The organism is Flavobacterium notoginsengisoli, assembly GCF_042686225.1.
Lineage (GTDB): Bacteria > Bacteroidota > Bacteroidia > Flavobacteriales > Flavobacteriaceae > Flavobacterium > Flavobacterium notoginsengisoli.
The window spans coordinates 282,379-301,728 of sequence record NZ_JBHUOT010000007.1 but is presented as its reverse complement, the minus strand read 5'-3'; the positions used below and the strand labels follow the sequence as shown (position 1 = coordinate 301,728).

General features: G+C 35.1%; 12 protein-coding genes. 2 read left to right on the top strand and 10 right to left on the bottom strand.

Annotated features, from left to right (window positions below):
• Positions 1-10: 10 nt before the first annotated feature.
• From ACFS3A_RS17110 to ACFS3A_RS17065, 10 genes are all read right to left on the bottom strand, one after another.
• Positions 11-2,230, bottom strand: a complete 2,220-nt coding sequence (locus ACFS3A_RS17110; protein ID WP_379826780.1) for a GH92 family glycosyl hydrolase — start codon at positions 2,228-2,230, stop codon at positions 11-13.
• 35 nt (positions 2,231-2,265) lie between these two features.
• On the bottom strand, positions 2,266-3,750 hold the full coding sequence (locus ACFS3A_RS17105) for an alpha-L-fucosidase (RefSeq protein WP_379826779.1): 1,485 nt from the start codon (positions 3,748-3,750) through the stop codon (positions 2,266-2,268).
• A 36-nt stretch (positions 3,751-3,786) separates the two neighbouring features.
• The gene (locus ACFS3A_RS17100; RefSeq protein WP_379826778.1) at positions 3,787-5,640 is read right to left on the bottom strand and encodes a glycoside hydrolase family 35 protein; all 1,854 of its coding nucleotides are present in this window, start codon (positions 5,638-5,640) and stop codon (positions 3,787-3,789) included.
• Between the two features lie 168 nt (positions 5,641-5,808).
• A complete protein-coding gene (locus ACFS3A_RS17095; protein ID WP_379826777.1) occupies positions 5,809-8,121 on the bottom strand; it encodes a glycoside hydrolase family 20 protein in 2,313 nt (770 codons plus the stop codon).
• Between the two features lie 196 nt (positions 8,122-8,317).
• A complete protein-coding gene (locus tag ACFS3A_RS17090; protein ID WP_379826776.1) occupies positions 8,318-9,340 on the bottom strand; it encodes an isoaspartyl peptidase/L-asparaginase family protein in 1,023 nt (340 codons plus the stop codon).
• 90 nt (positions 9,341-9,430) lie between these two features.
• Entirely contained in the window at positions 9,431-10,549 is a 1,119-nt protein-coding gene (locus ACFS3A_RS17085) for a putative glycoside hydrolase (RefSeq protein WP_379826775.1), read from the bottom strand.
• Positions 10,524-11,591, bottom strand: coding sequence for a carbohydrate-binding family 9-like protein (locus ACFS3A_RS17080; protein ID WP_379826774.1), 1,068 nt, complete (start codon positions 11,589-11,591; stop codon positions 10,524-10,526). The genes ACFS3A_RS17085 and ACFS3A_RS17080 overlap by 26 nt, the downstream gene beginning before the upstream one ends.
• A 7-nt stretch (positions 11,592-11,598) precedes the next feature.
• Positions 11,599-12,564 carry a glycoside hydrolase family 130 protein gene (locus ACFS3A_RS17075; RefSeq protein ID WP_379826773.1) on the bottom strand — a complete coding sequence of 322 codons (966 nt, stop codon included), beginning with the start codon at positions 12,562-12,564 and terminating at the stop codon, positions 11,599-11,601.
• 528 nt (positions 12,565-13,092) lie between these two features.
• The gene (locus ACFS3A_RS17070) at positions 13,093-14,970 is read right to left on the bottom strand and encodes a sodium:solute symporter family protein (protein ID WP_379826772.1); all 1,878 of its coding nucleotides are present in this window, start codon (positions 14,968-14,970) and stop codon (positions 13,093-13,095) included.
• Positions 14,971-14,992: 22 nt separating this feature from the next.
• Positions 14,993-17,233: a GH92 family glycosyl hydrolase gene (locus ACFS3A_RS17065; RefSeq protein WP_379826771.1), complete on the bottom strand. Its 2,241-nt coding sequence runs from the start codon at positions 17,231-17,233 to the stop codon at positions 14,993-14,995.
• A 130-nt stretch (positions 17,234-17,363) separates the two neighbouring features.
• Here ACFS3A_RS17065 and ACFS3A_RS17060 point away from each other — a divergent pair, with 130 nt between their 5' ends.
• On the top strand, positions 17,364-18,422 hold the full coding sequence (locus ACFS3A_RS17060; protein WP_379826770.1) for a sensor histidine kinase: 1,059 nt from the start codon (positions 17,364-17,366) through the stop codon (positions 18,420-18,422).
• Positions 18,423-18,493: 71 nt separating this feature from the next.
• Positions 18,494-19,210, top strand: a complete 717-nt coding sequence (locus ACFS3A_RS17055; protein WP_379826769.1) for a LytR/AlgR family response regulator transcription factor — start codon at positions 18,494-18,496, stop codon at positions 19,208-19,210.
• The last annotated feature ends 140 nt before the right edge of the window (positions 19,211-19,350 follow it).

Here is a 19,350-nt window from a genome sequence, read left to right as displayed (position 1 = left end):
TTGTGTGTGTTTAGTTTTGAATCACTTTAAGTTTAGTTCCATTCACAAAAGCATCGTGCGAAATAAAAAAAGTATTAAGTGATTTTTCGTTTAGCTCAATCGAATTGATTTTTCCACCATTATTTTCTTGTCTTTCAATGATGATGCTTTCTTTTTTATAATATCTTGGATCTAATTTGATTGTCACTCTATGAAACATTGGCGTTGTAATGGTGTAAATTGGATCTCCCGGCGATATTGGATAAATTCCCATCATCGAATACACTAACCAGGCCGACATAGTTCCGGTATCATCATTTCCCGGTAATCCTTTTGGTTCATTTTTGAAATATTCGCGAACCAATTTTTTTACCATATCCTGAGCTTTATATTCTTCACCTTTCACATAATTGAATAAATACGGATTTGCAATGTCTGGTTCGTTTGCCATATCAAACTGTTTACTATCGAAGATTTTCTGCAATTGTGCCGAAAATGGTATATCACCGCCCATTAATTTTTTCAATCCGATAATGTCGTGAGGAACCATAAAAGCATATTGCCAGGCATTTCCTTCGATAAAACCAACATTTTCTTCAAAATTGGCTCCTGAATTTGGATCAAATGGCTCGTACCATTTTCCGTCAGGAGTTCTTGGACGAAGCAGATTTAAGTTTTTATCAAATAATTTTCTGTAGGATAATGAACGTTCTTTAAAACGTTTTACATTGTCTTTGTCACCGAATTCGTTGGCCATAAGCGAAATAGAATAATCTGAAATATTATATTCCTGAGTCGTCGAAACTGGCCCTTTGTTGTCGGTTGTCAAATATCCTTTTTTGATATAATCTTTCAATCCCGGACGAAGCGGATTATTCTCAATATTATCTGCGCCTTTCAACATCGCATAATAGGCTTTATTAACATCGTAATCACGAATTCCTCTCATATAAGTATCTGTAATTACAATACTTGCAGGATCTCCAACCATGGTAAAAGTTTCAGTCGAATTCAATTCCCATTTTGGTAACCAGCCGTTTTCATCGAACATATCCAACATACTTTTTACCATATCCGATTGCTGTTTTGGATAAACCAAAGACATTAACGGATGGACATTTCTATACGTGTCCCACAAAGAAAATACGGTATAACGAGTATCTTTGGTTTTAGCAATTTTACTTCTTTTAATTACTGGATATTCTCCGTTAATATCATTTAAAGTATTTGGGTGAATTAAAGTATGATACAAAGCCGTGTAGAAAATCGTATTGTCATCTTTTGAACCACCTTCAACCAAAATTTTAGACAATTCTTCGTTCCATTCGTTATAGGTTTCTTTGTAAATGGCGTCAAAAGTTCTGTTACCCACTTCTTTTGCTAAGTTTTCACGGGCGTTTTCGATACTTACATAAGAAATTCCGATCTTCACTTCAACCGTTTCTTGTTTGTCGAATTTATAGGTAAAATAACTTCCAATACTATCCCCTACAACGGTTTTGATTGTATTATCCATCATTCTGGCTTTTCCGTTGTAGCCCATCCATTGTGCTTCTACACCATTATATTTAGGAGTTTTTTTCCAAACTCCGAATTTATCGGCAGGTTTAGAAAATTGAGCCACAAAATAAACTGGATAGGCATCTTCTGGGCTATTGTAACAAAAAGATCCAACAGAACGCATTCCTTCAATTTCTGTAGAAGAAACGACTTTTATCATCGCGCCTTCTTCATTGGTTAATCCTAATCCAAGATTTAGTAAAATATTAGATTGCCCTTTCGGGAAAGTGAATCTGCTAATCCCAACTCGTTTTGAAGCTGTAAATTCGCCTTTTACTTTGTACTTATCGATGTTTACGCTATAATAAGCAGCTTTTGCAACTTCATTAGAATAAGTGGAACCGTATTTTAAGTGGTCGATTTCTACTGCTCCAGTAGTTGGCATCAATAAAATAACACCTAATTCCGGACAGCCAACTCCGCTTAAATTCACCTGACTAAATCCGGTCAAAAAAGTATTTTCATTAACATACGGATTCGAAAGCCACTGACTGTCTTTTTCCATAGGCGTATTTTTTACTCCAGCCACATTAAACGGACTGATACTTGCCATTCCGCGCGGAGCAATTGGACCCGGATATGCCGCCCCATAATTAGAAGTTCCAATAAACGGATTGACGAAATCGGCAGGTTCCTGCGCAAAAATCGTAATGCTAAAAAACAGCATGTATAGAATACATGCTGTTTTCATTTTATTTTTAATATTTAAAACCATAGGCTTCATTTTTATCTGTTGATCGCTTCGATTTTTAAAGTCCACGCTTCTTTTGCAGGAAGATTATTTCTTAAACTTTCTGGAATAATTACTTTAAATCCGTTTCCTTCTTTTGTCCATTTTAAAGACGTTTTAGAACCTAACATCGTAATTTTTGTTCCTTTTTTAGGACTGATAGCTTTTACAGTAACTTCAGCAGGAATTTTGTCTTCTCCTTCTTTAGCTAAATAAAATGCAAATACATTTCCGGCTTTATTTTGTGTAAAACAAATGTTTTCTTCTTTATAAGGCTCGATTGGTTTTGTATTGTAAATTGCTGTGCTGTTTACTTTCATCCAGTCACCGTAAGCTTGCAATAAATCGTAAGCTCCCTTATCCCATTCTCCTTCCGGACTTGGAGCAACGTTTAATAATAAGTTACCACCTTTTGCTACAATATCAATTAACAAATGAATTCCTTGACGTCCAGTCATGTAAGTAGCTCCTGGAGAATAAGACCATCCACCACCAGCTGGAATACAAGATTCCCAAGGATAAGGCAATGTTTTAGCAGGAACACGTCCTTCCGGAGTTAAATAATTTTGGTTTTTACCGTGAACCGCTCTGTCGACTACAATTAAACCTGGTTGTTTTTGACGCGCTTTTACAACCAATTCATCCATTTTTGGATCTTGATCTACCACTCTGTGTTTGATGAAACCATTTTTAGATTCGTTTTCAGTAAATTTCTCGTCATAGTTTTCTTTGATGTTAACCTGGTCTCTTTTTCTAACCCATCCACCATCTAACCATAAAATATCAACTTTACCGTAGTTAGTTAAGATTTCTAAGATTTGGTTGTGTGTGAAATCAACATATTTCTGCCATTTTTCTGGATATAAAGACGGATCGTAGTTTACGTTTCTGTCGAATGGAGGAAAATATGGATCCCAGTAATTTTCGTTATGCCAGTCTGGTTTAGAGAAATAAGCTCCAGTTGAAATTCCTTCGCCTCTAAAAGAGTTGAAAATTTCTTTTAAAACATCAGCTTTTGGATTGGTATGAAAAGGAACATCTTTACTAGTAATCTTGTAATCAGAATATTTAGTATCATACATATTAAATCCGTCATGGTGTTTTGTAGTGAAAACCATGTATTTCATTCCCGCATATTTAGCCGCTTTTGCCCATTTTGCAGGATCAAATTTTACCGGATTAAATGTTTTTCTTAATCCTTCGTAATCTTTGATATAATCATTATAATTAGATGGATTGCTTCCTTTTTTACGTTCACACCATCCGTAATCTTCAGGACAGATAGACCAGGATTCTACAATTCCCCATTGGCTGTAAGTTCCCCAGTGCATTAGCAAACCAAATTTTTTGCCTTGCCATTCGTCTAAGTTTTTTAATACTGCCGGGTCTGTTTCTGGTACGTATCTTTCATCTTCATAAATGGCCTGAGAGAACATTTGTACTGAAAATAAAAGGGCGATCATGAATATTCCTTTTTTCATCTTTACTCTAATTTATAATTTATTATTCTTTGTTTTTTAGTTTAGTTTATCCAATATCGGTTGATCTGTAAAAGTTAATTCTGTCTGAGCCTTTTCATTAAGCTGCTCCAATACAACAAACTTATTCTCACCTTTGTTCAACCAACAGCCTGGCACATAAAGTGTTTGTTGCGGTCCTACTTTCCAGTAGCGTCCAAGATTGTGTCCGTTAACAAATACAATTCCTTTTCCCCAATTGGTCATATCAAGAAAAGTATCGGCTGGTTTATCGATGTTTACTGTAGCTTCAGACAAAACTGGTCGTCCAGGTTTTACCGTTTCAGTTTTAAGAACTGGAACTTCACTCATCGGCATTTTATACATTTCCCATCCACCACTAATTTCATATTCATTAATGAATACAGGTGAAATAATACCTTTCGTATTATGTACAATTTCAGCTCCGTAGTTAATACGTCCCATATTTTCAACCAGAATTTCTAAAATACCGTTAAAAGGAATAGAAAGGGTCAACTCGTAATTTTTGAAAACTCTATTCAATTCACCCACCTTAACTCCATTTACATAAACGGTAGCAAAGTCTCTCAATCCCTCGATTTTCAATTTGCCAGAAGAAATTGGCTGAGTAAATCTTTTTCGATACAAAACATATCCATTTCCCTGACCTAACTTTTCAAAAGTTAAAGGTTGATCATTTACAACCGCTTTTTCTTTTTTGATCCAGCTTAAAACATCCATACTTGATTTGACAGGCTGATTAGGATATTTTGTAACCGGTATTTTCTCTGGAATTGGTGCTAATTTTGTTTTAGAATATTTTTGCATTACTTCACGAATAGCCATGAATTTTGGTGTTGCCCAACCTGCTTCGCTAATAGGTGCATCATAATCATAACTTGTAATATCTGGCTGAATATCACTTTCTTCATTATAGTTTGCTCCAGAGGTAAATCCGAAATTAGTACCACCGTGCACCATATAATAATTAAAAGAAACACCTGCATCAAGATACTTTTTAGTCTGACTTGCAATCTCTTCAGATCCAATTTTAATAAATGGTTCTGCCCAATGATCTAACCAGCCAGAATAAAACTCTGCCACCATATAAGGTCCTTGTCCTTTATGGAATTTATCAACCTGTTTTTTTAAATTCTCTATATTGGATTCTCCATTTGCGGTTGGTAACACGCCTTCAACAGCACCACCTTCAAACAACCAAGTGCCGTCAGAAGTGAAAAAAGGCTCTGGAAACCCCGTTTCTTTAAGCATATTATAAATGGCAGTTTTGTATGCTTTATGATCTTCAGTACTAATATCGGTTCTTTGAGAAACATAAGAACCAAATTCATTTTCAGCCTGAACCATAATAATTGGCCCTCCCTGGTTTGCAAAATTTCCTTTTACCACTGCATACAAATGTTCCAGATACGTTTTGCAAGCTTCTAAAAATGCTTTGTTATTGGTACGAATTACCAAGTCTTTATTATTTTGCAGCCACCAAGGATATCCTCCAAATTCCCATTCACCACATGCATACGGACCTGGTCTAAGAATTACATATAATCCTTCACTTTTAGCAATTCTTAAAAACTCTGCTAAATCTTTATTTCCTGTTTTAAAATCCCATACACCCGGCTCAATTTCATGATAATTCCAAAACACATAAGTAGCGACGGTATTCAACCCCATCGCTTTAAGCATTTGCAATCGATGTCTCCAATACTCTTTAGGAATACGCTCATAGTGCATTTCTCCCGAATGTATTTTTATAGTTTTTCCATCTTTTTGAAATTCTCCATTAGCTATAGAAAATCCTTTTGTTTGAGCGTTTGTAAAAAACGGCATCAAACAAATCAATAATACTCCGAGCTTAAATAATATCTTATTCATTTTTTTTCAGATTATACATTTATGACTTTAAAGTTTTGTCAAAGTTTGAAACTTTGACAAAGCTGTCACAAGCATTTCACGTTAAACTATGTGTTGGAAACTAGTTTCTTTTTAAACTCTTTTATCAAGTTCCTCAAAAAATCTATGTTTCTATGTGTTTAAAAATATTTAATTCACCAAAATCTCATCCACAAACAACCAAGAGCTTTCTCCTTTCGGGCTTTTCTTTAAGTTGCCTCCAATTACTTTCACAAAACGTGCATTTTGTTTTTGGAAATTAATTTTGAAATCCTTCAATTCCGGAACTGGATTTGCTGCATACGGACGCATTACTTTTCCAACTTGCGTGTATTTAACTCCATCATTAGAAATCAATACTTTCACTTGAATTGGGAAATTAACTCCTGCACCTTGGCTTTCTAAAGCTCCAACTGTAACTTGTTCAATGCTTTCTGCTTTTCCAAGATCAATTACCAATTCCATATCATTAACCAGCCAAGCCTGCCATTGTCCGTCATGGAAATTTTTACTTCCTCTAATACTGTTTACCATAGTATTAGCATCTCCTTTATAATTATCATTAAAAGGCGTTAAGTATTTCACTTTTTTCGCAAATCCCTTATGGAAAACAATAGTATCTGTGAATGTTTTTCCAACTGGTTTTTCATCCTGAAATAAGGAAGCTTTTAAAACTGTTGTTTCTTTAATTTCAATTGGACTAGTATATTTTATCGCATGATGTTCAATGTTTTGGTTTCCTAAAACATAGCGGATATCCGGATTTGGAAACTCATTTTTAAGCTCTACTTTTACTTGTTTATTCGCCAAATCTGCTTTTGAAGAAGCCGTTACCAAATAAGCGCTTTTCGCATAATTTAATCCCTGATAATCATAACGCTTGAACATTGAGAATAATCTTGATGTAAAATCGTTCCAGTTACGTTTCTCTTTCGGACTCCATAATGTTTCGGATAAAGCGGCTAATCTTGGGAAAATCATATATTCAGAATCTTTTGGACCAGCGATATGTTCTGCCCATAAATTGGCTTGTCCTCCTAAAACATGCGCTGCTTCCTGTGGTGTCATTGTCGAAACTACAGGATCAAATTTGTACACTTCGCTTAACGGGTTATAAGCATCAAACGCTAATGGTTCTTCGTTTTGCGGCCCTTGGTAAAAATTGAAATAACAAGGAGATTCTGGAGTCATAATAACATCATGGCCCTGATCTGCTGCTTCGATACCGCCTTTCATTCCTCTCCAGCTCATTACTGTTGCATCCGGAGCTAAACCGCCTTCTAAAATTTCATCCCAACCGATAACTCTTTTACCTTTTGAATTGATGTATTTTTCCATGCGTTTTACAAAGTAACTTTGTAATTCGTCAACACTTTTTAAATGCTCATCTTTGATTCTTTTTTGACAGTGTGGACATTTTGCCCAATTGGTTTTAGTCGCTTCATCGCCACCAATATGAATATATTTTGAAGGGAAAATAGTAATCACTTCATCAATTACATTTTGTAAAAATTCAAATGTCGTTTCTTTTCCAGCGCAATAAATATCAGTCAAAGGCCAAACTCCTCCTGACGGAACACCAATTCTCTGATTAAAACAAGCCAATTCTGGATAAGAGGCAATGGCACTGCTTACGTGAGCCGGCATTTCTATTTCCGGAATTACTTCGATTCCTTTTGTTGCAGCATATTTTACAATTTCTTTTAATTCTTCTTGCGTGAAGAATCCGCCGTAAGTTCCTTTTTCGTCAGGATTTGTCGTTAATCTGGCATTCCAGCTTCTGTTTTCCTGATCGACTCTCCAGGCACCAACTTCTGTTAGTTTTGGATATTTTTTGATTTCGATTCTCCAGCCTTGATCGTCTACTAAATGCATGTGCAGAACATTCATTTTATGGGCTGCCAAACGATCGATTGTAGCTAAAACATAATTTTTATCAAAGAAATGACGTGAAAAATCCAGCATTAAACCTCTCCATTTAAAACGAGGTTCGTCATTAATTGTCAAACTCGGAATTTCCCATTTTGCAGAAGTAATCGCAAACTGGCTTTCAATTGCTTCTGGAAGTAATTGTCTGATACTTTCTAAAGCGTATAAAAAACCATTATTTCCTTTTGCAGAAATAACAATATTAGTCGGATTTACATCTAAAACGTAAGCTTCATTTTTTAAATTCGGATCAGTTTTCAATAAAACATAATTACTCGCAGGAGCTTTTGTAGTCACTTCTGGTTTCCATCCTGCAGCAGTCCCAAATTTAGAAGCCAAAGCATTTGCAGCGTCTTTTTGGAAATCACCGTTTACTACAAACTTTGTATCTTTTGTAAATTCAAAAACACCTGTTTTAATAAGAGTCTGAGTCGGTTTCGGAATGATACGAATATCACTTTCTGTGTACACTTTTTGTGCATTGGCAGAGAAAATTGAAGTGATAACGGTTAATAGAAATAGTAATTTTTTCATTCTTTGTTTTTTGGTTTCTTTAAAAGTTGCATATTTAAGAGCTTTTAAAGATTTAGTTTTTTAGGTTTAGTTTGTCATCCTGAGGAACGAAGGATCACAATAGAAATTCCTCAAAGTAATTCGCCAATCTTTGGGGAGCTACTTGTGTGATCCTTCGTTCCTCAGGATGACAAAACTGTGTCGTTAAACTTAATAATTATTTATCCCAAGACATTTTAAATTTCGCGTCTTCCATTCTGTGGCCTTTTGCGTCATCAGAAACGGCGTAATTAAATCCTGATCTTAAGCTGTAACCTGCGTATTCTCCGTTTTTATTCAAAGCAATAAAACCAACTTGCAGATATTCCATGTCTTTGTGGTTTTTATGTTTGTTGTAAATACGCTCTGTAATTTCTTTACAAGCATCATAAGGAGATTTTCCCTGACGCATTAATTCGACCACCATTGCGCTTCCAGCAGTTCTAATAACGGCTTCGCCCAAACCTGTTGCCGCCGCAGCTCCTACTTCGTTGTCCAAGAAAAGACCCGCGCCGATTATTGGGGAGTCACCGACGCGTCCGTGCATTTTCCAAGCTGCACCGCTCGTGGTACATCCGCCAGAAAGGTTGCCATCTTGGTCTAACATTAGCATGCTTATGGTATCGTGATTTTCTATATTAATAACTGGTTTGTATTTTGAATCTTCCAGCCATTTTTTCCAGTCTTTTTCAGATTCCGGAGTCAGTAAATTTTCTTCTTTAAAACCTTCTGATAAGGCAAATTGTAATGCTCCCTGTCCTGCTAACATGACGTGAGGCGTATTTTGCAACACTCTTTTTGCGACAGAAATTGGATGCATTATTCCTTGCAAGAAACATACAGATCCGCAATTGCTGTTGTGATCCATGATACAGGCATCAAGCGTAACTTTTCCTTCGCGATCCGGATATCCTCCATAACCCACACTGCGGACATTTGGATCTGCTTCAGGTATTTTCATTCCCGCTTCGATAGCATCCAAAGCCGATTTTCCCTCTTTTAAATTCTTCCACGATTCTTTATTTGCAGGCAAACCGTGATTCCATGTCGAAATAATAATTGGTTTGGTCTGCTTTTTTTCTTTTGGTTCTGCTATTTCTTCATTTTCATGATTGGCAGCAAATCCGCTTACGCCCAAAACAGAACTTATAGCTAAAGTGCCTAAAGTGGTTTTCTTAATAAAATCTCTTCTATTTGACATGTCTTTTGGTTTTAATTCAACATTCCAAAACAAAATGTTCTTAATGTTGCTAAATTAATCAGTAATAATTTTTAATCCCAGTAAAATCGACTACAAGGTCGATTTTACGGCCGCAATTGTTTTTAAATTACTATCTGATAAGGCATTTCCGTCAAAAAATGAAACTCCTGTTGCGCCATTTTTCTTAGCTTGTAGAATAGCTTCTTTTAATTCTGCATCCGATTTTAATCCCGGAATATAAATTCCTGTATTTACTTTCGTTGGCTTTCCTTCTAAATCGGCTACGCCTTGTTTAGTTGCGTAACCTACCCAGTCAATTTCTTCATCATAAAAACTATGATAAATCATTGGATATACTTCGTCAATATTCCATTTATCCCAACGCTGACGAACCATATGATCTGCCATTTCCGGATAAGGAAATACTGCTGCCGTTAATTTTTTATTGTGTTTATGAGCAATTTTATAAGCATCATCAACCACCGCTTTTACTGCATTTAATCTGAAATTTTTCCACTCCATATCAATTGAAGTGTTGTGGCTATTTTTCGGATTTTTATGATGTTCTTTTTCGAATTTGCTTACGCAGGCATCGCAATAACAAAAATCAAATTGTGGTAATTCTGTATCCTGAACCAAGTTGTATTTTGGCAATAAGCTGATTGGCAGGAAAATATCCGGGAAACGAATGTAATCTAAATGTACGCTTTCGATTCCTTCTACTTTTGCTAAACCTTCAACCAAACCTAAAACGTGATTTCTGGATTCTTCTTTAGTTGGGCAAAGCCATTGATAATAATCTACATAAGGACGGTTATCAAAACAAGATTTTCCTTCTTTGCTTACCTGATACCAATCCGGATGCTGTAACGCAATTGAATCATTCGGACGATTCATTGCCATAATCCAGGCATGCACTTTTAGTCCTTCTTTTGTTGCAAGGGGAACCAATCTTGCTAATAGTTTCGGATCGGTTTGCGTGTTAATTAAAACTTCGTCGATTCCTCCGTCTTTATATTTTTTGAATTCTTTTGAATAATCTGAATCCGATTTTTTAGCGTCGGCAGTTGTCCAGACTCCAAAAGTGAATTTTCCGTTTTGCTGATCTTTATTTTCTTTTTGTCCGCACGAGAATAAACTCAGCGAAAGCGCTAATACTAAAACTTTTGATAGTTTTTGCAGCTTATTCGTTCGTAATAATTTTACCATCTTCTTTAATTATTAAGGTTTTGTTTGAAAAAGGACTCTTTACCAAGATATTAAATCCTGATGAATGATTTTCTAAAACTGGTTTTAAAACTTTTCCATCAACAACTATATTTTTTTTACTGATACTTTGCAGTGATTTTGCCCATGATTTATTTTTATCAAAATATCTCTTTTGAGCACGGTACAATGTATACAGTTCCCATCTTACTTTTTCTTCCTGCGGAATTGTAAATTTATCATCGCTTTCTTTTGAAGAGAAGTATACATAAGCCCATTTTTCGGGCTCATGCATATTTATCACTCCCATAGGCGACCAAACCCAATTGTATTCTGGGAGAAACTTTCCTTCTGAATCTTTTTTACGCTCGTATTTTCCATCGATAACAGAATGCTGCCAATTTACTCTAGAGAAATTGACTCTCCAAAATTTATCTTTCGGAACAATATTATCGAAATAGGATGTTTTATAAACAGACCACGGAATAGCGATTTCTAATGTCCAGCCTTTATCAATATCTGAAGCATTATTTAAAGTTCCGTCAACCTTTACAGCCGATTTCAATCCGTCGATATTCCAATCGTTTAAAACGGTGTTTTTTTCGCGATATGGTTTATTGATGAATAAATCCCAAGCGGTGTTTAAGGCATTAATTTCTAATTCATAATAATTATGAGTATCATTATCTGGATCGATAAAAACCTCAAAATCATTATTGTAGAAAATAATTGTATCGCGCTGTCTTAGATTTGCCCAAACGTGAGGCTCTTCCATTTTTGCTAAGATATAGTAGTATTTATCATCCCAAAGCATTTTAACCTGAGTCTTATATTTTGGAGTTTCAACGCCTTCTATGTCGACAAAAGGCGTTGTCCAAGATGCTTTTTCCCAGTCTTTATCTGCTCCGTCTCCGTCGATAACAATTTCTTTTGACGTTTTATAGGCAATATAACTTTTCGGTGTAACCTCTTTTTCAGATTGCGCATAACTCATCAATCCAACAAAAAAAACGGCAAGGGACAATAAATTACTTCTACTATGCATCTTTATATTATAAACTATTATCTTTTGTAAACTGAATTACTTCACTTAATTTTCCGAAAGCGATCGCTACGTGAGTATCTGCAGCACCATAATAAACGGCTAATTTATCTTCTTCAAAATTGTGTAAAGCAGCGCAAGGGAAAACTACGTTTGGCACATCTCCAACCATTTCATAGGTTTCTGCTGGTCCTAATAAATAAGGCTGTGTTCTGTATTTTACTTGATCTGGAGAATCAACGTCTAAAAGAGCTGAACCCATTGCGTAACGGAAACCGTTGCAAGTATTGATAACTCCGTGGTAAATCATTAACCAGCCTTCGTCAGTTAAAATCGGAATTGGTCCTGCACCTACTTTTGTGCACTGCCAAGCACTTTGCTCAAACGGACTTGGTTTCATTACCAATCTGTGCTCTCCCCAATATTTCATATCCGGGCTGTAGCTGATCCAAATATCTCCAAACGGCGTGTGTCCGTTATCACTTGGACGGCTTAACATCGCGTATTTTCCATTGATTTTTTGTGGGAATAAAACCCCGTTTCTGTTGAATGGTAAAAAGGCATTTTCGCATTGGAAAAATTCTTTAAAATCGAAAGTGTAACCAATGCCAATTGTTGGTCCGTTGTAACCATTACACCAAGTAATCCAGTAGCGGTCTTCGATCCAAACTACACGTGGATCGTATTTGTAAGCAGATTCGATCATTTCTGTATTTCCAGATTTCATCTCAATTGGTTCGTGGTTAATGTCCCAATTGATTCCATCTTTACTGAAACCAGCAAAAATATTCATCTGAACTGCTTTATTATCACATCTGAAAACCCCAGCATATCCGTCTCCAAAAGGTACAACTGCACTATTGAATATACTGTTTGATGAAGGAATCGAATATCTGTCGATAATTGGATTCTCAGAATATCTCCACATTACATCTTTACTGTTTTCGGGTCTGTCTTGCCAAGGAATAGTACTCATTTTTTGTTTTTTTTTATTTATTAGTTTTTTTTATTCTTTATTCTATTTTAAACACATAGAGACATAGTTTTGCTTTGTCTATAAAAGGCGTTTCACTTGTTTAAACAAACATAGCTTTACGTTTTTTATACGTTTTTTTGTCATCCTGACGAAGGAAGGATCACACTAGGAGCTCCGCAATCTATGTCAAGTTGCGAGTGTGATTTGCTTCGCCTATTCGCTATCGCTCGGGTCTCGTTCCTCGAAATGACAAACTGCATGGTTATACTGTATAGCAGCACGGCCAATCTTTGCGTTCCCGTAGTTGAAACTACGGGCTATGTTCAAAGCTATGTGTTAGAAACTAGTTTCTTTCTCTTACCTTTTTCAAAATCTAGAAAATCTATGTTTCTATGTGTTTAAATTTTATAGAATCAAAATAATTTCCTCTAAAATCTTGATTCTATATTCTATATTCTTTATTCTATTCTCTTTATTCTATTCTCTTTATTCTATTCTCTTTATTCTATTCTCTTTATTCTATTCTCTTTATTCTTCAATCTTACGAACTCTATCCAACCAAGTAAACTTCAATACTGTAGTTGTCACTAAGAAAACTACTAAAGCCACACCCGCTTTTGGATAATCTCTAATGATGAAATAAATTGGAAGCAGAATCATACTCGACTGCCAGATAATGCCAATTACACAATTCATCATATCTAGATAGAAATCATTATTTTTTTGGAAAGACTGATCTTCCGCTTTTAATTGTTTGTAAACTGGAGTCCAGAATCCCCAAGGTCTAACGTTTGTATAGAAAGATTTCAACACTTCTATATCGGTTGGTTTGCTTAAGTAAGTTCCTAAAAGACAGCCTAATATTGACATTCCGAAAATTAATGGGAATAAATAAATTGATGGCACTTGTGAAAGATCATGCAAGAATGTTCCCGCTGCTAAATTTCCTTTGTTTTGATCTAAAACAAACTGAAGAGAAGCAGCGATTAATCCGCCGACCATTCCCCAGAAATAACCCCATCCATTAAAACGCCACCAAATCCATTTTAGGAAGTTTGCTGCTACATAACCTCCGTATAAAGCACTTGTAATCCAAAGTGTTAAAGAGTTAATCGAATCTGCGAAGAATCCCATGAAAACTCCAAGTCCAACAACAAGGAAAGAAGAAATCTGACTTACTTTAATATAGTGTTGATTTGATGCAACTGGTTTAAAGTATTTTTTATAAATATCATTTACAATATAAGCTGGACCAGCATTTACAAAAGCAGAGAATCCAGACATAAACGCCGCTAATAATCCCGCTAAAAGAATTCCTTTAATTCCAACCGGGATATAAAGATTAACTACTTTCGGCATCAATAATTCTAAATCTGCACCAGTAAGATTAACGTTTGCGTTTAATTCTGGCGCTAAATTTACTAAAGCAATAACCACAATTCCTGTGATTAATAAATATCTGGGAATAAATAAAATTAAGTTCGTGAAACCACTCATGTAAGCTGCTTCTTTTACCGATTTTGTAGAAAGAACACGCTGTAAATCATAACTTGGAGTCGGTCCTGCGACACTCGCGAAGAAACCTTTAAACAAGGTCATTCCAATAAAAGCGCCGAACATTTTGTAACCTTCAGTATCAATTAATCTGTTGAAAGTTTCGAATTTATCGCTCCATTGTGTTTCGAATTCCCATCCGAAGAAAACATTTTTCCATTCTGGTGTAATTACCGAATTAATCTGAATATCTGTATAATTAATGAAGGCATAACCAGCAATTAAAACTCCGGCAACAATCATAATAATATATTGTACTACTTCTGTCGCAACTACAGAAAACATTCCGCCTTTAACCGTGTAAATTGTAGTTAAGAAAATGATTAACAAAGCATAAGCCTGTTCTGAAGTTAAGAAAACAGAACCATTCATATGGACTGTTAAATCCCATGGAAGAATAATCGTTACGAATTTCCCAATTCCAACAAAGAAATAAGCAATGAAACCAATTGTCGAAATAATCGCAAAAATCGCTACAATAATATGTGATGCTTTTCCGGCTTTATCACTTCCAAAGCGAGTTAGAATCCATTCGGAACCCGTCATTACTTTTGATCTTCTAATCCAGACCGCGAGGAACATCATGACAAAAATCTGATTCCAGATTGGCCAAAGCCACATGAACATAAAACTTTTTACTCCGTACAAAAATAAAACGCCAATCATCCAGGAAGTTCCCGAAACATCAAACATTCCAGAGCCGTTACTTAAACCTAGAAAATACCATTTGATAGATTTTCCTCCCAAGAAATAATCATCTAAACCTTTAGATGCTTTTCTTGAAATCCAGATTCCTATACCGACCGACATTACGATATAGATTAAAATGATTGATACGTCAATAATGTTCATTAAATACTTATTTTTGAATTAGTTAGTTTAGACCCCAATTTTGGTTTGGCTGTGCTCCCATTACAAAATGAAGCACACCGCCTTTCAGCATTTCCTGGTGAGTGATTGCTGTTTTATTAAATGCTTTTCCGTTTAAAGTAGCCGATTGGATATAGAAATTTTTGTCTGAAACATTTTCTGCCTCAATTACAAAAGTTTTTCCGTTTGGAAGATTTAAAGTCGATTTCTCGAAAATCGGACTTCCAATTTCGTATTCTCCAGATGCCGGATTCATTGGATATAATCCCATTGAACTGAACACATACCAAGCCGACATTTGTCCGCAGTCTTCGTTTCCGCTTAAACCGTTTGCTGTTGTATTGTATTGCGTATCCAAAATATGACGCACCCAATATTGTGTTCTCCAAGGCTGTTTTGCATGGTTGAACATATAAGCAATGTGGTGACTTGGCTCATTTCCGTGTGCATATTGTCCGATCAAACCAGAAATATCTGCTGAAACGTTGTTTCCTGTAATTTCAGAACTCTCTGTGAATAATTCTTCCAAGCGTTTTGTGAAAGTGGCATTTCCTCCGTGAAGTTTAATGAAATCATCCACGTTATGAGGCACGAACCAGCTGTGCTGCCACGCATTTCCTTCAGTATAATCAGTATGTTCTCTGTGATTAGAGTGTTTTGGGTCAAAAGGTTCATTCCAGGATTTTCCATCTTCAGACTTTCCTCTCATGAAACCTGATTTGGCATCAAATAAATATTCGTAAGCTTTTGAACGTTTGGAGAAAAACTCGTAATCTGCTGTTTTTCCTAAAGCTTTCGCCATTTGAGCAACGCACCAATCGTCGTAAGCATACTCTAAAGTAATCGTAACTGATTCGTCTAATAAATTGTACGGAATGTAACCGTATTTCTTATAGAAATTCAAACCGCGTTCGTCCTGCATCATGGTTGTTTTCATGGCTTCAAAAGCTTTTTCAGCATCAAAACCTTTAATACCTTTCATATAAGCATCAACAATAACCGGAATCGAATGATATCCTGTCATGGTATTGGTTTCATTGGCATATAAAGTCCAAACCGGAAGTATCTTTTTAGTTTCATAATAAGCTAACATTGAGTTCACTAAATCGGAAACTTTTGTTGGCTCTAATATCGTCAACAATGGGTTTTCTGCTCTAAACGTATCCCAAAGTGATAATGTAGAATAAGCAGTATAATCTTTAGCCGTAATAATTTTATCGTCTTCTCTTCTAAACTGACCGTTTTTATCGCTATAGGTTACTGGCGCAACTTGCGCATGATACAAAGCAGTGTAGAAAATTGTTTTAAGAGAATCTATCGGAGTTTCAACTGTAATTTTGCTTAAAGCTTTATTCCATTCTAAAGTGGCATCCGATTTTGTTTTTTCAAAATTCTGACCTTCAGCATCTAAATTTCCTTTTGCATTTTCAACACTTACAGAAGAAAGTGCAACTTTAACGCCTAATTCTTTAGAATTTTTAGCATCAAAAAACAATTGCAAAGCAGTGTTTTCTCCTTCAGCGTTTGAACCTGAAACTACTTTTTTATCAGCAGTAATAATAGATTCTGTAATGGGTTTAGAAAACTTCGCTACAAAAAACACTTTCTGATTTTTTGCCCAGCCTGTGCTGTAACGATAACCACTAATAGTATTAGCATCTTCAATTTTGATAGCCGTTTTTACCGCTTTGTCCCAGTTAATAGCAAAACCCAAATCGACAACAACAGATTGTGTGTCGTTATTATTATAGGTATATTTATGATATGCGGTTCTTTGCGTAGAAGTTAATTCTACATTGATTTTAGGATCTTCAAGAAAAACCTGGTAATAACCCGGTACTGCTTTTTCGTGTACATGATTGTATTTTGATTTATACGGAAGGAAATCGCGTGAAGCGGCTTTGGCGGTTAAGTCTAATTTTTTGTTTGTTGGCATAAATAAAATATCTGCCAAATCACCGATCCCTGTTCCGCTTAAGTGTAAGTGACTAAATCCGGAAACTATCGAGTCAGAATAATGATAACCGGAACACCAGTCCCAACTTGAAATTCCATTATCCGGGCTCACTTGCAGCATCCCAAACGGAACTGTTGCGCCCGGATACGTATGTCCGTGACCACCAGTACCTATAAAAGGATCTACATAATTTGTAGCAAAACTTTGTGGATCTTTATTTTTATCTACTTTTATTTTGCAACTTGCAATAAAAATTACCGTTAAAGAGAGCAGAGTAATTTTCCTCATATCAAAACAATATTAATTTAACTTTAAATTTAGATAAATTCAACTTTTACCAAAATAAATTTAGACGGACGACATTTAAACAGCTCTAAACATCAAAAAAAAGTAATAAACGACATTTTATAATATCATTATGATTTTCAACTCAAGCAAGCTTTATAGTTTACCTATACGTTATCACGTTTACTTTTGGCTCACGTATTTTTTATTCAATACGCTGCGCTGGGGAAGCTACTTTAACGATTACGTATATTCCTTAAAAACAACTTTACTCGGATTCCCAATTCACATGGCATTGTGCTATTTGAATATTTTGGTTTTAATGCCTTATTTGGTTTATCGCAAAAAGTATATCCTATATATAGTAACTGTTTTATCTGCGATATTTGTCATGGTTGTGCTAAAATTTAATTTGACTTATCTGTTGATTACGCATGACGTTTGGCCGGAAGGACCTAAAACCATCAATACGTTGACGCTAAATTATACAATAGATATGATGATGGGAGAATTATATGTAATGACTTTCGTGACTGCCATTAAAATCACTCTAGATTTACTGCAAGAACAAAAACGTGTAACCGATTTGGAGAAGTCACAACTTGAAACAGAATTATTGTTTTTAAAATCTCAGATTTCACCACACTTTTTCTTCAATACCTTAAATAATATCTATTCGCTTTCTGTAGAAAAATCAAACAAAACTCCTAAAATAGTTTTAAAGCTTTCTGAATTAATGCGATATATGCTTTATGAAACAAAAGAAAAGAAACAGTCTCTGGAAAATGAGATTCTATGCATTCAGAATTATCTTGATTTGGAAAGAATTAGAAATGGAGAACGCTTAGAAGTAAACATGTACATTTCCGGAGATATTCATGATAAGGAAATTTCACCTGTTCTACTATTGACTTTCGTCGAAAATGCCTTCAAACATGGTGTAAACAAAAATACAGGAAATGTGGTAATTGACATTAATTTTAAAGTAAAGGGAGATTTTCTATATTTCGTAATTTCAAACCCTATGCCTGAAATCACCGTACATAAAGATAATTTTAACAAGTCAAGTGGCATAGGTATTGAAAACGTCAAAAAAAGACTTGAACTAGCCTATAATAAAAGTGACTATAAGCTTTCATTTAAAAATAAAAAGAATATTTTTGTCGTTAAGCTAGCTATAAAGGTCACATAGACTCGCTTTTAAGAGTTTAGAAAACTATACCTACAAAAAACCAACTATCGGCCTAAATAATATATTTACAAATGAAAATAAAGTGTTTAATTATCGATGATGAGCCATTGGCAATAAACGTTATTAAAAATTATATTGAACAGATTGAGGATTTAGAATTAGTAAACACCTTTAGCAATTCTATTGAGGGATTAAATTTCTTGAAAAACAATACTATTGATGTAATTTTTCTAGATATAAACATGCCTGTTTTGGACGGTATTAATTTTATTAAAAGTTTAGAAAATCCTCCGTTACTTATTATTACTAGCGCTTACGACCAATTTGCGATTGAGACCTACGAGCTTGATGTTTTGGATTATCTGGTAAAACCAATTGAGTTTCCAAGATTAATGAAAGCAGTTAACAAGATCAATAAACGTCTTAATAATGTACCAAGCAAACTACCACAAGAAAATAGTAAAGAAAATGCTTTCATTTTTGTGAAAATCGACAAGAAAAAAATGAAGAAAATTTTCCTTAACGAAATTTTGGTTATCGAAAGTTTAAAAGATTATTTAAAAATAAGCACTACTTCCGGAAAATTCATTATTCATAGCACTTTATCTGATTTTACAAGTTTACTGCCAGAAAGAGATTTTATCAGAATACACAGATCCTACACGATTGCGATTGACAAAATTGACGCGGTAGAAGGAAACAGCATTGAAATTGAAGGCTTACGATACGTGATAGGAAGATCTTATATTGACGAAGTAAAACAAAAAATCCTGAATTCTTCGATTTAATCATTTAACCGCAAAGAACGCAAAGTTTTTTTGTGTTTAAAGAAGCGAAAAGTTCGCAAAGCTTAATGGATAATCTTTGCGAACTTTTTTTTATTCTCAATTTCAGACAATGTAAAACAAAATCTTAGCGTTCTTTGCGT